At 61.2% G+C, this 16845-nt stretch carries 5 protein-coding genes; 4 read left to right on the top strand and 1 reads right to left on the bottom strand.

Features of this window, described 5'->3' with window-relative positions; genetic code table 11:
- Positions 1–67: 67 nt before the first annotated feature.
- The 3 genes from AC3IUE_RS23845 to AC3IUE_RS23835 all read left to right on the top strand — a co-directional run bounded on the left by AC3IUE_RS23845 (position 68) and on the right by AC3IUE_RS23835 (position 2694).
- Positions 68–694, top strand: a complete 627-nt coding sequence (locus AC3IUE_RS23845; RefSeq protein WP_046049199.1) for a TetR/AcrR family transcriptional regulator — start codon at positions 68–70, stop codon at positions 692–694.
- A gap of 92 nt (positions 695–786) precedes the next feature.
- On the top strand, positions 787–1581 hold the full coding sequence (locus tag AC3IUE_RS23840; protein ID WP_489263963.1) for a substrate-binding periplasmic protein: 795 nt from the start codon (positions 787–789) through the stop codon (positions 1579–1581).
- A 99-nt stretch (positions 1582–1680) separates the two neighbouring features.
- Positions 1681–2694 (top strand): GNAT family N-acetyltransferase, encoded by a 1014-nt coding sequence (locus AC3IUE_RS23835; RefSeq protein WP_489263961.1) that lies wholly within the window; start codon positions 1681–1683, stop codon positions 2692–2694.
- A gap of 169 nt (positions 2695–2863) precedes the next feature.
- Here the strand turns inward: AC3IUE_RS23835 and AC3IUE_RS23830 are convergent, their stop codons facing one another.
- Entirely contained in the window at positions 2864–3412 is a 549-nt protein-coding gene (locus tag AC3IUE_RS23830) for an RNA polymerase factor sigma-70 (protein WP_008145913.1), read from the bottom strand.
- 381 nt (positions 3413–3793) lie between these two features.
- Between AC3IUE_RS23830 and AC3IUE_RS23825 the strand changes: the two genes are divergently transcribed.
- The gene (locus AC3IUE_RS23825) at positions 3794–16777 is read left to right on the top strand and encodes a non-ribosomal peptide synthetase (RefSeq protein WP_489263960.1); all 12984 of its coding nucleotides are present in this window, start codon (positions 3794–3796) and stop codon (positions 16775–16777) included.
- Positions 16778–16845: the final 68 nt, after the last annotated feature.

Here is a 16845-nt window from a genome sequence, read left to right as displayed (position 1 = left end):
GCCCGCGCAACCCCGCAGTTTTAGCGGCGAGCGGCGTATTTGATTGATCGACTGTAGGAGAGAACGGGTGGACGAGCAAAAAGCCCTGAGGGTGATGCGCGAATTGGTCGACAGCGGCCAATTGACCGACCCGGACAGCGCCCGCGGCAAACTGCTGCAAGTGGCGGCTCACCTGTTCCGCAACAAAGGTTACGAACGCACCACCGTGCGCGATCTGGCCGGCGCCGTGGGGATTCAGTCAGGCAGCATTTTTCATCACTTCAAAAGCAAGGACGAGATCCTGCGGGCGGTGATGGAAGAAACCATTCGCTACAACACCGCGTTGATGCGTGCAGCCCTGGCAGAAGCCGGCAGTGTGCGCGAGCGGGTACTGGCGCTGATTCGTTGTGAGTTGCAGTCGATCATGGGCGGCAGCGGCGAGGCCATGGCGGTGTTGGTGTATGAATGGCGCTCGCTGTCCGCAGACGGGCAGGCGCAGGTGCTGGCGCTGCGTGATATTTATGAAGAACTCTGGCTGCAAGTGTTGGGTGAAGCCAAGGAGGCCGGTTTTATCCGCGGCGATGTGTTCATTACACGTCGTTTCCTGACCGGAGCGTTGTCCTGGACTACCACCTGGTTTCGCGCCGGCGGCAGCATGAGCCTCGATCAATTGGCCGATGAGGCATTGATTCTGGTGCTGGAAGAGCGGCAGTGAGCCGTCTATCTCGGCAAGAAACTGGCTAAGTAGCCGAAACCGCCTAGCTTGAATGCATTGATGCGTATTTTTTTGGGGAGTGGATTGTTTTGATGTCTTCGCCAATTCGGACGGCTTCGCGGCTTTTGCTGGCGACGCTTGCGGTGTTATGCGTGGTTCCGGTCCAGGCTGCACAGTTGGTGCGGGTCGGTGCCGCACATTTCCCCCCTTATACCGTGCGCCCGGAATCCGGGGCCGACACCGGTTTGCTGCCTCAGATGGTCGAGGCGCTCAATGCCTTGCAAAACGACTATCAGTTCGAGCTGGTGCCCACTTCCATTCCTCGACGTTTCAACGACTTCAAGGAAGGCCGGGTCGATATGGCGATTTTCGAGAACCCGGACTGGGGCTGGAAGGACATCCCGCATACCCTCGTCGACATGGGCCTGGAAGATGCAGAAATCTTTGTCGCGCAGAAGAAACCCGATCGCGATGAGAATTACTTCAAGGACCTGACAGGCAAACGCCTGGCGCTGTACAGCGGCTATCACTACGAGTTCGCCAATTTCAATGCCGATCCCAAGTATCTGGCCGACACCTACAAGGCCACGTTGACCTATTCCCACGACAGCAACTTGCTGATGGTGCTGCGCGCACGAGCGGACATTGCCTTGGTCACACGTTCCTACCTGAGCGATTACCTGCTGCGTAACGAGAAAGTCGGCGAGCAATTGTTGGTTTCCCAACGCATCGATCAGGTATATCACCATTACGCGCTGATCCGCCCTCAGGCGCCGATTACTGGCGAAGCATTCGGCAAGTTGCTGCAAGACCTGCGAGACAATGGCCAGATGCTGAAGATTTTCGATCCCTATAAAATTGCCCTGGTGCCGGTGGGCAAACCCTGATTCATGCCACGGGACGCGTATTTACCGACTTCTCTTAAATTTCCCGCACTGGCTCACGTCACCTCGTTGAACTGTCGACGATTAACGTGAGCCCGACCCATGTCCACTCTGAATGACCTGACTGCCCTGGCCTTGCCGACAGGAAGCCGTCTTGTAGCTGATGAAACCGAAAGCCGCCTGTGTCTCAGCCTTGAAGGGCAGCCGCTGATTCAGTTGCGCATGACTCGCGAGCCCGAGTTGCAGGTGCAAGTAGAAGAGCGCTTCGACCACGCCGACAATCGTACCGTCTGGGCGGCCTGTTATTGGCTGTTTGCCCGTGACCCAGCCTGCCAGCGCCTGACCTGGCAACTCGATGAAACCCCCACCGAAGCATTGCTCAGCGGGTTGCTGATCCCTACCGAAACCGTCGGCCAGTATTGCTGCGAGCGCACGCTGTTCTGGCAGTTGCCTCAGCCTTGGCTGGGCGCGTCACTGACATCGGGTTATCCGCAGCAAATGGTCATCAGTGGCGGCAAGCGTCATCCGCTGCGCCCGGTGAAACCGCGTGGTGAAGTCTATCGGCGTTTTGATGCGCGCCTTGGTGCCTGGATTTCCCTGCGCACGGTGGACATCGACCTGGACCTGGCGCGTTTCAATCGTTGGCAGAACAGCCCGCGTGTGGCGAGTTTCTGGCAGGAGGAGGGCAGTCTTGAACAGCATCACGAGTACCTGAGCAAACTTGAAGCCGATCCCCATACCCTGACGCTGATCGGTTGTTTCGATGATCAGCCGTTCGCCTACTTTGAAGCCTATTGGGCCAAGGAAGATCGCATCGCGCCGTTCTATGACACCGGCGATTACGATCGCGGTATTCACATGTTGGTGGGTGAGGAAAATCACCGTGGCCCGCACAAGGTGGCGAGCTGGTTATCGGCGTTGACGCATTACCTGTTTCTCGACGATCCACGCACTCAGCAACTGGTTGCCGAGCCTCGCGCCGACAACGCGAAGATGATCGGGCATATGCAGAACCAGGGTTTCTACTGCGAAAAAGCGTTCGACTTCCCGCACAAGCGCGCAGCGTTGATGGTGCTGGGGCGTGAGCGGTTTTTTGATCGGTGTGTGTTGGCTTGATGCTTAAGGCTCAAGATCCGTTGCGGTCTTGAGTCCGTCATCGTCGGAACGCCGCCCGGAGCAAGCTCGCTCCCACATTGGATCTTCAGTGAACACACAATGTGTGAGCGCTAGAGATCAAATGTGGGAGCGAGCTTGCTCGCGATGGGGGCGACGCAGATTTCCGATCTTAGCGACGGGCAAAGGTATCCACACGACTGCCCGACACCTTGCGGCAGTGCACCAGCGCATCGCGAATCATGAAGTTCACCAGGGTCGGCGAGACGCCAAGCTCCTTGGCGATGTCCTTTTGCGGCACGCCGTGTAGGCGATACATCTCGAAGGCGTAGCGGGTGCGGCTGGGCAGCTCGGTCAGCGCGTCGGCGATGTGTTCCAGCGTCGAGAAGTTGATGTGCGAGGTTTCCGGCGAAGCGCCTTGAATCACCACATTCAGACCTTCCTCTTCAGGGCCCGAATACTTCTGCTCCAGCGCCTGTTTGCGGTAGTGATCGATCGCCAGGTTGCGCACGATCTGGAACAGGTAGCTGAGCTGAGCCTTGAACGAGGACGTGATCTGCGGCGCGGATTGCAGCCGGAAAAACGCATCCTGCACCACGTCTTCAGCCCGCGACCGGCAGCCGGTAATGCGGGCTGCAATCTTGACCAGAATCAGTCGATTGTCGACGAATGCCTGAAGTAGCGGTGAATCGCACCTGCTTGTGGATACTTGTTCCGTCATGGAAATCACCTTGCTGCCAATAGGTTCGTGGGACGGCCCGCGGGGGCTGAGCCGTCCAACACATCGAGCGACAAATTATTCTGAATGATAATGATTGTCAAATGAGAAAGAGAACTAATGCTGCGCGAAGGTGCAGAGTGAGAACTGCGACACGTTGACGCGCCGTAGTCCCGTTGGCGATCAAGCCTGCCGACTAATTATTTGCAGACGTCGTCCGTTCTCATTGGTGAATGGCACAGCACAACCCTCATCACCCCGTAGGAGCGAGCTCGCTCGCGATGGTCGTCAACGATGACGATGGGCGCCTGACACCCCGCGGCGTTCTCCGGATTTTCGCGAGCAGGCTCGCTCCTACCAAGCCGAATTCAGGCAGGAAACCTCATGACCGACGCGTTCGAACTCCCCAGCACACTGGTCCAAGCCCTTCAGCGCCGAGCGGCCCTGACGCCGGACCGGGCGGCCTTGCGTTTTCTCGCCGAAACCGAGGATCAGGCTGTGGTGCTCAGTTATCGCGAGCTGGATCAGCGGGCGCGGACCATTGCTGGCGCGTTGCAGGCCGAGGCTGCGTTTGGCGATCGCGCGGTGCTGCTGTTTCCCAGCGGCCCGGATTACGTCGCGGCATTCTTCGGCTGCCTGTACGCCGGTGTGATCGCAGTGCCGGCCTATCCGCCGGAGTCGGCGCGTCGTCATCACCAGGAGCGTCTGCTGTCGATCATCAGCGATGCCGAACCGCGTCTGCTGCTGACCAGCGCCGGTCTGCGCGATGCGTTGCAGCAAATTGAGGGCGCGCCGCCTTTGCTGTGTGTCGATACGCTCGACAGTGCGTTGGCCGAACGTTGGGTGGCGCCGAACCTTGCAGACGACCACATCGCGTTCCTGCAATACACCTCGGGCTCCACCGCATTGCCTAAAGGAGTGCAAGTCAGCCACGGCAACCTGGTGGCCAATGAACTGCTGATTCGCCACGGCTTCGGCATTGATCTGAATCCCGACGATGTGATCGTCAGCTGGCTGCCGCTGTACCACGACATGGGCCTGATTGGCGGTCTGTTGCAGCCGATTTTCAGCGGTGTGCCGTGCGTGTTGATGTCGCCGGCGTATTTCCTCGGCCGGCCGTTGCGCTGGCTGGAAGCGATCAGCGAGTACGGCGGCACCATCAGCGGCGGGCCGGACTTTGCCTATCGGTTGTGCTGTGAGCGGGTCAGTGAATCGGCGCTGGAACGCCTCGACCTGAGTGGCTGGCGCGTGGCGTATTCCGGTTCCGAACCGATTCGCCTCGATACGCTGGAGCGCTTCGCCGAGAAATTCGCGGCCTGCGGCTTCACCCAAGACAGTTTCATGGCGTCCTACGGGTTGGCCGAAGCGACGCTGTTCGTGGCCGGCAGCGCTCGCGGTCAGGGCATTGGCAACCTGCGCGTGGACGATCAAGCCTTGGCACAAAACCGTGCGGAGCCGGGCGAGGGCAGCGCGATCATGAGTTGCGGCATCAGTCAGCCGGATCACGCGGTGCTGATTGTCGATCCGATTGCGCTCAACGAGTTGGCTGACAACGCGGTCGGCGAAGTCTGGGCCGCCGGGCCAAGCATCGCCCACGGCTACTGGCGCAACCCGGAGGCCAGCGCCAACACCTTCGTTCAGCACGCTGGCCGTACGTGGCTGCGCACCGGCGACCTGGGTTTTATGCGCGGCGGTGAACTGTTCATCACCGGGCGCTTGAAAGACATGTTGATCGTCCGTGGCCACAACCTTTATCCGCAGGACATCGAGCAAACCATCGAACGCGAAGTGGAGGTGGTGCGCAAAGGTCGTGTCGCCGCGTTCGCCGTGAACATCGAGGGTCAGGAAGGTATCGGCGTTGCAGCGGAAATCAGCCGCAGCGTGCAAAAGATCCTCCCACCCGACGCCCTGATCAAAGCCATCCGCCAAGCCGTGGCGGAGGCGTATCAGGAAGCGCCTAGCGTGGTGGTGCTGCTCAATCCGGGCGCGTTGCCCAAGACCTCCAGTGGCAAACTGCAACGCTCGGCATGCCGCAATCGTCTGGCGGACGGCAGCCTCGACAGCTATGCGTTGTTCCCGTCGGCAGACATCGAAAGTAAATCCGCGACTGAATCAGGTTCTGAACTGCAAACCCTGATCGGCCAGATCTGGTGCGAACAGCTGAGCGTCAAACAGATCAGCGCCGACGATCACTTCTTCCTGCTGGGCGGCAACTCCATCGCCGCCACCCAGGTGGTCGCACGTCTGCGCGAAGCACTCGGTCTGGAGCTGAACCTGCGCCTGCTGTTTGAAGCACCGACCCTTGGCGCGTTTGCCGCCGCAGTCGCTCAACAACAGCAGGACGGCGGACTCGCCCAAGGCGCGATCACTTCGTTGTCGCGTACCGAAGCCATACCGCAATCGCTTGCGCAAAACCGTCTGTGGATCACCTGGCAACTCGACCCGCAGAGCAGCGCCTACAACATTCCCGGCGCCTTGCGCCTGCGCGGCGAACTGGATGAAGACGCCTTGCGCGCCAGTTTCCAACAGCTGATCGAACGCCATGAATCCCTGCGTACGCGGTTCTTCGAACGTGATGGTGTGGCGCTGCAACAGGTCGATGCAGCGAGTGAGTTCAACCTGCAACTCATCGATATCAGCGACCTGCCGGTTGCCGAGCGTGAAGTTCGTGCGCAGCAAATTCGTGAGGACGAAGCCCGTACTCAATTCGATCTGGAGAAAGGCCCACTGCTGTGGGTGACCCTGGTACGCCTCGATGAAGAGGACCATCAACTGTTGGTGACGCTGCATCACATCATCGCCGACGGTTGGTCGCTGAACGTGCTGATCGACGAGTTCTCGCGCCTGTATGCCGCAGCGTCCCAAGGACAAAAGGCAACGCTTCCGGCATTGCCGACCCAGTACGCTGACTACGGCAGCTGGCAGCGCCAATGGCTGGCGCAAGGGGAGGGCGAGCGTCAGCTGACTTACTGGAAAGCGCAATTGGGCGATGAGCACCCAACCCTGAGCCTGGCCACTGATCATCCACGCTCGGCGCACCACATTCACACGGCTGCCCGCCATTCTGTGAAGCTGGGCGCGACCCTGAGCGATGCTATTCGCCAGACCGCCCAAGCCCATGAATCCACCTCCTTCATGCTGTTGCTCACCGCGTTCCAGAGCCTGCTGCACCGCTACAGCGGTCAACGCGACATCCGTATCGGCGTGCCCAACGCCAACCGTCCGCGTCTGGAAACTCAAGGGTTGATCGGCTTCTTCATCAACACTCAGGTGCTGCGCGCCGAGTTGGATTCGCAGCTGCCATTCGTGGAGCTGCTGGCGCAAACCCGTCGGGCGGCGTTGGACGCACAAGCGCATCAGGACCTGCCGTTCGAACAATTGCTCGAAGCCTTCCCGCAAGCCCGCGAACAAGGTTTGTTCCAAGTCATGTTCAACCACCAGCAACGGGATTTGAGCGCACTGCGTCGTCTGCCCGGGTTGCTGGCCGAAGAGCTGCCGTGGCACAGCCGCGAAGCCAAGTTCGACCTGCAACTGCACAGCGAGGAAGACAGAAATGGTCGCCTGAGCCTCTCCTTCGACTACTCCAGCGAGCTGTTCGACGCCGCGACCATCGAGCGTCTGGCCGAGCATTTCAGCAACCTGCTGCGAGCCGTTTGCGAGCAACCGAAAACCGCCATCGGCGACCTTCCACTGCTGACCCCGAGTGAGCACGATCAGCAAACATTGTGGAGCGCTGCACCGTGTACGCCGGCCAGCGTTTGGCTGCCGGAACTGCTCAACGAACAGGCTCGCCTGACCCCTGAACGCACCGCCCTGATGTGGGAAGGTGGCGCCATGGACTTCGCCGAACTGCACACCCATTCCAATCGACTGGCCCATTACCTGCGCGACAAAGGTGTCGGCCCGGACGTCTGCGTGGCCATTGCCGCCGAGCGTTCGCCGCAGTTGCTGATCGGCCTGCTGGCGATCATCAAGGCCGGTGGCGCCTACGTGCCGCTGGACCCGGATTACCCGGCCGAGCGCCTGGCCTACATGCTCAGCGACTGCGGCGTCGAATTGCTGCTGACCCAAACCCAATTACTCGACCGCTTGCCGGCCACCAATGGGGTCAGCGTGATCGCCATGGACGCCTTGCATCTGGAGAGCTGGCCGAGCCATGCACCGGGTTTGCACTTGCACGGCGACAACCTCGCCTACGTGATTTACACGTCAGGTTCCACCGGCCAGCCGAAGGGCGTCGGCAACACCCACGCAGCCCTCGCCGAGCGCCTGCAATGGATGCAGAACACCTATCGCCTGAACGACACCGACGTGCTGATGCAAAAGGCACCGATCAGTTTTGACGTGTCGGTGTGGGAGTGCTTCTGGCCACTGATTACCGGATGCCGTCTTCTGCTCGCCGGGCCGGGCGAACACCGCGATCCGCACCGCATCGCGCAACTGGTTCAGCAATTCGGCGTGACCACGCTGCACTTCGTACCGCCGCTGCTTTCGTTGTTCATCGACGAACCGCTGACCGCCGAGTGCACCAGCCTGCGCCGCGTATTCTCCGGTGGCGAAGCCTTGCCTGCCGAACTGCGCAACCGCGTGTTGGAACATCTGCCAGCCGTGCAATTGCACAATCGCTACGGCCCGACCGAAACCGCGATCAACGTCACTTATTGGCACTGCACAACCGCCGATGGCGAACGCTCGCCGATTGGTCGTCCGCTGGGCAATGTGCTGTGCCGCGTGCTCGATGAGGCACTCAATCCCGTGCCGGCCGGTGTGCCGGGCGAACTGTGCATCAGTGGCATCGGTTTGGCCCGTGGCTATTTGGGTCGTCCGGGTCTGACCGCTGAACGCTTCGTCGTCGATCCGCTGGGAGAGCAGGGCGCGCGTTTGTACCGCACCGGTGACCGCGCACGCTGGACCGCCGATGGCGTGATCGAATACCTCGGCCGACTCGATCAGCAGGTCAAACTGCGTGGCTTCCGCGTTGAACCGGAAGAAATCGAAGCACGATTGCTGGCTCAGGACGGCGTCGCTCAAGCCGTGGTGCTGGTGCGCGAAACGGCGGCCGGCGGGCAGTTGATCGGTTACTACACCGCAACCGATTCCACAGAAGATGTTGATGCTCAAACCGCACGCCTGAAAACTGCGCTGGCCGCCGAGTTGCCGGAATACATGGTCCCGGCGCAGCTGATGCGCCTGGACGAAATGCCCCTGAGCCCAAGCGGCAAACTCGATCATCGAGCGTTACCGGAACCGCAATGGCAAGTCTGCGAACACGTCGAGCCGGTCACCGCACTCGAGCAGCAAATCGCCGGCATCTGGCGTGAAGTATTAGGCCTCGCGCAAATTGGCCTGCGCGATGACTTTTTCGCCCTCGGCGGCCACTCTCTGCTGGCCACGCAAATCATTTCCCGCACCCGTCAGGCCTGCGACGTCGAGTTGCCGCTGCGCGCGCTGTTCGAAAACAGTGAACTGGGCGCGTTTGCCGAACAGGTTCAACTGATCCAGGCCAGCGGCAAAACCAACCAGCAGCCGCCGATCGAGAAAGTCGACCGCAGCCAACCGGTACCGTTGTCCTATTCCCAGCAGCGCATGTGGTTCCTCTGGCAGATGGAACCGGACAGCCCGGCCTACAACGTCGGCGGCATGGCGCGGCTGCGCGGGGTGCTCGATGTCGGGCGCTTCGAAGCCGCGCTGCAAGCACTGATCATGCGTCATGAAACCCTGCGCACCACGTTCCCGAGCATCGACGGCGTGGCCCGGCAACGGGTTCACCCGGACACCGGGATGCGCATGGGCTGGAAGGATTTCACCGCGCTGGATGCCGATGGCCGCGAGTGGGCGGTGCAGCAACTGGCCGACGACGAGGCGCATAAACCTTTCGATCTGGAAACCGGACCGCTGCTGCGCGCCTGCATGGTCAAGACCGCCGAGCACGAACATTATCTGGTGCTGACCCTGCACCACATCGTCACTGAAGGCTGGGCGATGGACATCTTCGCCCGGGAACTCAGCGCGCTCTACGAGGCCTTCGTCGATGACCGCGAATCGCCGCTGGAGCCGCTGCCGGTGCAATACCTGGATTACAGCGTCTGGCAGCGCCAGTGGCTGGAGTCCGGTGAACGTCAGCGCCAACTCGACTACTGGACCGCGCAACTGGGCCGCGAACATCCGCTGCTGGAATTGCCCGCCGACCGTCCACGTCCACCGGTACAAAGCCATCAGGGTGAACTGTTCCGTTTCGACCTGAGCGATGCTCTTGCCGCGCGCGTTCGTGCCTTCAATGCTCAAAACGGTCTGACCCTGTTCATGACCATGACCGCCGCGCTGGCCGTGCTGCTTTACCGCTACAGCGGCCAGACCGATTTGCGCATCGGCGCGCCGGTGGCCAACCGGATTCGTCCGGAAAGCGAAGGGCTGATCGGTGCGTTCCTCAACACTCAAGTGCTGCGTTGCCAACTCGACGGGCAGATGTCCGTGGGTGAGTTGTTCGAGCAGGTTCGCCATACCGTGATCGAAGGCCAGTCCCATCAGGACTTGCCGTTCGATCACTTGGTGGAAGCCTTGCAGCCACCGCGCAGCGCCGCTTACAACCCATTGTTCCAGGTGATGTGCAACGTGCAGCGCTGGGAATTCCAGCAGAGCCGCAGACTCGCCGGCATGACCGTCGAGTACCTGGCCAACGATGCGCGAGCGACCAAGTTCGACCTCAACCTGGAGGTCACTGACCTCGACCATCGTCTGGGTTGCTGCCTGACCTACAGCACCGATCTGTTCGATGAACCGCGCATTGCGCGCATGGCCGGGCATTGGCGCAACCTGCTGGAAGCGCTGCTGGCCGATCCGCAGCAGCGCCTCAGTGAGCTGCCGCTGCTGGAAGCCACCGAACAGCAACACCTGCTCGACAGCCTCGGCGTCGAGCCGGGCGAACATCGTCTCGACCAGTGCATTCATCACCTGTTCAGCGAGCAGGCCCTGGCGCGCAAGGATGCACCGGCATTGACCTTCGCCGGGCAAACCCTGAGCTACGCCGAGCTCGACAGTCGCGCCAATCGCCTGGCCTGGATGCTCCGCGAGCGGGGCGTGGGGCCGCAGGTTCGGGTCGGTCTGGCGCTTGAGCGTTCGCTGGACATGGTCGTCGGCCTGCTGGCGATCCTCAAGGCGGGCGGCGCCTACGTGCCGCTGGACCCGGAATACCCGCTGGACCGTTTGCACTACATGATCGAAGACAGCGGCATCGGTTTGCTGCTCAGCGATGCGGCGATGTTCAAGGCGCTCGGTGAATTGCCATCGACCGTTGCGCGTTGGTGTCTGGAAGAAGACGCCGCCACACTGGCCAACTACCCGGCCACTGAGCTGCCGTTCATCAGCCTGCCGCAGCATCAGGCGTACCTGATTTACACCTCAGGCTCTACCGGCAAACCGAAAGGCGTGGTGGTGTCCCACGGTGAAATCGCCATGCACTGCCGTGCGGTGATCGAGCGTTTTGGCATGCGTGCGGACGACTGCGAGCTGCACTTCTATTCCATCAACTTCGACGCCGCGACCGAGCGTTTGCTGGTGCCGTTGTTGAGTGGTGCTCAGGTTGTGTTGCGAGCACAGGGCCAGTGGGATGCAGAAGAAATCTGCGGTCTGATTCGCCGTCACAACATCAACATTCTCGGCTTCACCCCGAGCTACGGCAGCCAATTGGCGCAGTGGCTGGCGACTCAGGGCGAAATCCTGCCGGTGCGCATGTGCATCACCGGCGGTGAAGCGCTGACCGGCGAGCATCTGGCGCGGATTCGTGCAGCGTTCAAGCCGAGCCTGTTTTTCAACGCCTACGGCCCGACCGAAACCGTGGTCATGCCCCTGGCCAGTCTGGCGCCCGAGCAATTGGAAGAAGGCCTCGGCAGCGTGCCGATCGGCAGTGTGATTGGCGCTCGCGTGGCGTACATCCTCGATGCCGATCTGGCGCTGGTGCCGCAAGGCGCGACCGGCGAGTTGTACGTCGGCGGCGCCGGTCTGGCGCAGGGTTATCACCAGCGTCCGGGGATGACAGCCGAACGTTTTGTGGCTGATCCGTTCGCCGCCAATGGCGGGCGTCTGTACCGCACTGGCGATCTGGTGCGTCAGCGCGCCGACGGTCTGGTGGAATACCTCGGGCGTATTGACCATCAAGTGAAGATTCGTGGTTTTCGCATCGAGTTGGGTGAAATCGAAACCCGTCTGCTGGAACACGACTCCGTGCGTGAAGCCGTGGTGCTGGCGCTGGATGCCCCGAGCGGTAAACAACTGGTCGGCTATTTGGTGACTGAAGTCACCGAGCAAGACGAAGCGCAACAAAACACACTGCGTGAGGCGTTGAAGGCGCACCTCAAATCCCAGTTGCCGGATTACATGATGCCAACGCATTTGATCCTGCTGGCCAGCATGCCGCTGACCGCCAACGGCAAACTCGACCGCCGAGCATTGCCGGCGCCGGACCCGGAGCTGAACCGTCAGCAGTACGTGGCGCCGAGCAACGCGCTTGAACTGACGCTGGCCGCTATCTGGTGCGAAGTGCTGAACGTTCTACAGGTCGGCCTCAACGACAACTTCTTCGAACTGGGCGGCGATTCGATTCTGTCGATCCAGGTGGTCAGCCGTGCGCGGCAGCAGGGCATTCACTTCAGCCCGCGTGACCTGTTCCAGCACCAGACCGTGCAGACCCTGGCCGCCGTGGCGACCCGCACCGAGCAGGTCACCGCTGAACAAGGTTTGCTGACCGGCGAATCGCGCCTGACGCCGATCCAGCACTGGTTCTTCGACACCGACATCCCCCAGCGCCAACACTGGAACCAGGCATTGCTGCTGGAACCGACCGTGGCGCTGGAGCCCCATCGTCTGGAGCAAGCGCTGCTGGCTGTGATCGAACAGCACGACGCCTTGCGTTTGCGCTTCTCTGAATTTGCAGGCCAATGGCAAGCCGAGCACCAAGCGGTTTCCAACGCGCCGGTGCTTTGGCAAGTGCGCGTTACGTCCATGGACAAATGCGCGGCACTGTTCGCCGATGCCCAGCGCAGCCTCGACCTTGAGGACGGGCCGCTGATGCGCGCGCTGCTGGTCGATGGTCCCGAGGGGCAACAACGGCTGTTCATCGCCATTCACCACTTGGTCGTGGATGGGGTTTCGTGGCGGGTGTTGCTGGACGATTTGCAAACGGTGTATCGCCAACTGGACGCGGGGCAGTCGGCAAAACTGCCGGCGAAAACCAGTGCCTTCAAGGACTGGGCCGCACGCTTGCAGGCGTATGCCAGTAGCGAATCCTTGCGTGAGGAATTGAGTTGGTGGCAGTCGCAACTGGCCGGTGAAAGCGCCGAATTGCCGTGTGGTCGCCCCGAGGGTGGTCGACAGAATCGTCATGCGCAAACTGTCAGCGTGCGCCTCGATGTCGAGCGCACTCGCCAATTGTTGCAACAGGCACCGAGCGCCTATCGCACTCAGGTCAACGACTTGCTGCTGACCGCATTGGCCCGCGTGCTGTGCCGCTGGAGCGGTCACGAATCGGCGCTGATTCAACTCGAAGGCCATGGCCGCGAAACGCTGTTCGACGAGATCGATCTGACCCGCACCGTCGGCTGGTTCACCAGTGCCTATCCACTGCGGCTGATGCCTGCGGACGGGCAGGGTGCCTCGATCAAGGCGATCAAGGAACAACTGCGTGCGGTGCCGCACAAAGGTCTGGGTTATGGCGTGCTGCGTTATCTCGCCGATGACTCGAGCCGGCAGACCATGGCTGCCTTGCCGGGGGCGCCGATCACCTTCAACTACCTCGGTCAGTTCGACCAGAGCTTCGGCGCGGACGCCTTGTTCCGTCCTCTCGATGAAGCGGTCGGCGCGGCCCATGATCCTCGCGCGCCGCTGCCCAATGAGCTGAGCGTCGACAGTCAGGTCTATGGTGGTGAGCTGGTGCTGCGTTGGACCTTCAGCGCCGAACGCCACGATCTGCAGACCATCACTGAACTGGCAGACGCCTACCTCGGCGAATTGCAGAGCCTGATCGAGCATTGCCTGCGCGACGATGCGGGCGGCCTGACGCCGTCGGACTTCCCGCTAGCCAAGCTGACTCAGCCACAACTCGACGCGTTGCCCATCCCGGCGATTGCCATCGAAGACGTCTACCCGCTGACCCCGATGCAGGAAGGCATGCTGCTGCACACCTTGCTGGAACCGGGCACCGGCCTCTACTACATGCAGGATCGCTACCGCATCAACAGCGAGCTCGACCCGCAACGTTTCGCCCAGGCCTGGCAAGCGGTGATCGCCCGTCACGAAGCCCTGCGCGCGTCGTTCTGCTGGAACGTCGGCGAAGACATGCTGCAAGTTATCCACAAGCCGGGCAGCACACCAATCGAGTACCTGGACTGGACGGCAATCGCCGAAACCGAGCAAGAGCCGAAGTTGCAGGCGCTGCTGAAAAGCGAGCGCGAGGCCGGGTTCGATCTGCTCAATCAGGCACCGTTCCACCTGCGCCTGATCAAGGTCGGCGCGGCACGCTACTGGTTCATGATGAGCAACCACCACATCCTCATCGATGCCTGGTGCCGTTCGCTGCTGATGAGCGATTTCTTCGAAATCTACACCGCTCTGGACGAAGGTCGAGACGTGCAACTGGCCGTGCCGCCGCGTTATCGCGACTACATCGGCTGGCTGCAACGCCAGAGCCTGGCCGAGGCGCGGCAGTGGTGGAAAACCAACCTGCAAGGCTTCGAGCGGACCACGCCGATTCCGAGCGACCGGCCGTTCCTGCGCGAACATGCGGGCGAAAGCGGCGGCATGATCGTCGGCGACCGCTACACAAGGCTCGATGCCCGTGACGGTGCGCAACTGCGCGAACTGGCTCAGGCCCATCAGTTGACCATCAACACCTTCGCTCAAGCAGCGTGGGCGCTGGTGCTGCGCCGTTTGAGCGGCGATCGCGACGTGCTGTTTGGTGTCACGGTGGCCGGGCGTCCGGTGGACATGCCGGAGATGCAGCGTACTGTCGGGCTGTTCATCAACAGCATCGCGCTGCGGGTAAAAATGCCGGAAGACCATCAGCGTTGCAGCGTTCGTCAATGGCTGAGCGGTTTGCTCGACAGCAACATGCAACTGCGCGAGTACGAATACCTGCCGCTGGTGAGCATTCAGGAAAACAGCGAACTGCCCAAGGGCCAGCCGTTGTTCGACAGCCTGTTCGTGTTCGAAAACGCCCCGGTGGAAGTCTCGGTGCTGGACCGTGCGCAAAGCCTCAACGCGACCTCGGATTCGGGCCGCACCCACACCAACTTCCCGCTGACGGCGGTCTGCTACCCGGGCGATGACCTGGGCTTGCACCTGTCTTACGACCAGCGTTATTTCGATGAGTCGACCGTCGAGCGCATGCTCGGCGAGTTCAAGCGCTTGCTGTTGGCGCTGGTCGAAGGTTTCCACGGCGACATGGCCGATCTGCCGTTGCTGGGTGCCGAGGAGCAAGACTTCCTGATTCATGGCTGCAACCAGAGCGAACACGATTACCCGCTGGAGCAGAGTTATGTCTCATTGTTTGAAGCGCAGGTTGCCGAGCATCCACTGCGCATTGCCGCCAGTTGCCTGGATCTGCAGCACAGCTACCTTGAGCTGAATGAGCGCAGTAACCGTCTCGGTCACGCCTTGATCGCTGCAGGCGTGAGGCTGGATCAACCGGTGGCGTTGCTGGCTGAACGTAACCTCGATCTGCTGGGCATGATCATCGGCAGCTTCAAGGCTGGCGCGGGTTATTTGCCGCTGGATCCGGGGCTGCCGAGTCAGCGTCTGAGCCGGATCATCGACCTGAGCCGCACGCCGTTGCTGGTGTGTTCTCAGGCCTGCCGCGAGCAAGCGCTGGCGCTGCTGGATGAGTTCGGTTGCGCCAACCGGCCGAAGTTGTTGGTCTGGGAAGAGGTGCAGGCGAGCGAAATTTCGGTTGCGAATCCGGGCATCTACAGCGGCCCGAACAACCTTGCCTACGTGATCTATACCTCGGGTTCGACCGGCCTGCCGAAAGGCGTGATGGTCGAACAACGCGGCATGCTCAATAACCAGTTGAGCAAGGTGCCTTACCTGAACTTGAGCGATGCCGATGTGATCGCTCAGACCGCCTCGCAAAGTTTCGACATTTCGGTCTGGCAGTTCCTCGCCGCACCGCTGTTCGGCGCTCGAGTGGACATCGTGCCGAACACCATCGCCCATGATCCGCAAGGGTTGCTGGCGCATGTGGCGGCCCAGGGCATCACCGTGCTGGAAAGCGTGCCGTCGCTGATTCAGGGCATGCTCGCCCAGGAACGCATGAGCCTCGACGGTCTGCGCTGGATGCTGCCGACCGGTGAGGCAATGCCGCCGGAGCTGGCGCACCAGTGGCTGCTGCGCTACCCGGAGATCGGGTTGGTGAATGCTTACGGGCCGGCGGAATGCTCGGATGACGTGGCGTTCTTCCGTGTCGACATGGCGTCGACGCGCGGCAGCTACCTGCCGATTGGTACGCCGACCGACAACAACCGCTTGTACTTGCTTGATGGTGCGCTGGAACTGGTGCCGTTGGGTGCGGTGGGTGAGTTGTGCGTCGCGGGTACCGGTGTCGGCCGTGGCTACATCAGTGATCCGTTGCGCACCGCTCAAGTGTTTGTCCCGAACCCGTTTGGTAAACCGGGTGATCGTCTGTATCGCACCGGCGATCTGGCCCGTCGTCGCAGTGACGGCGTGCTGGAATACGTCGGGCGGATCGACCATCAAGTGAAGATCCGCGGCTACCGCATTGAGCTGGGTGAAATCGAAGCGCGTCTGCATGAGCAACCGGAAGTGCGCGAAGCGGCGGTCGGTGTACAGGACGGCGTGAACGGCAAACATCTGGTCGGCTATTTGGTAGCGGCTGATGCTTTGATCAATCCAACCGAGCGATTGGAACGCATCAAGCAACGCCTGCGCGCCGAACTGCCGGAATACATGGTGCCGCTGCACTGGTTGTGGCTCGATCGGATGCCGCTGAATGCCAACGGAAAATTGGATCGCAAAGCGCTGCCGGCGCTGGAGATCGGCCAGTTGCAGAGTCAGGACTACCAGGCGCCGCACAATGAACTGGAGCAGACGCTGGCGGATATCTGGGCCGAGGTGCTGAAGGTCGAGAAGGTGGGGATTCGCGACAACTTCTTCGAGCTGGGCGGGCATTCATTGCTGGCGACGCAGATCGCTTCGCGGGTGCAGAAAGCCCTGCAACGTGATGTACCGCTGCGGGCGATGTTCGAATGCAGCACGGTGGTGGAGTTGGCCGAATACATCGAGGGATTGGCGGCGAGCGATATCACCGAGGAGAAGGTGGATCGTCTGAATGATCTGATGGCGGAGTTGGAGGGGCTTTGATTCTCTAGCGTCTGTTCTGGCCCCATCGCGAGCAAGCTCGCTCCCACAGTGGTTCTGTGAACACAGTC

It is taken from the genome of Pseudomonas sp. GL_093 (genome assembly GCF_057837605.1).
Note: the sequence above shows the minus strand (reverse complement) of the source record. Positions and strands in the feature narration are given on the sequence as shown.

Coding starts and splice junctions, on each gene's coding strand:
- AC3IUE_RS23840 (WP_489263963.1), top strand. CDS start 787: ATGTCTTCGCCAATTCGGACGGCTTCGCGGCTTTTGCTGGCGACGCTT.
- AC3IUE_RS23835 (WP_489263961.1), top strand. CDS start 1,681: ATGTCCACTCTGAATGACCTGACTGCCCTGGCCTTGCCGACAGGAAGC.
- AC3IUE_RS23830 (WP_008145913.1), bottom strand. CDS start 3,412: ATGACGGAACAAGTATCCACAAGCAGGTGCGATTCACCGCTACTTCAG.
- AC3IUE_RS23825 (WP_489263960.1), top strand. CDS start 3,794: ATGACCGACGCGTTCGAACTCCCCAGCACACTGGTCCAAGCCCTTCAG.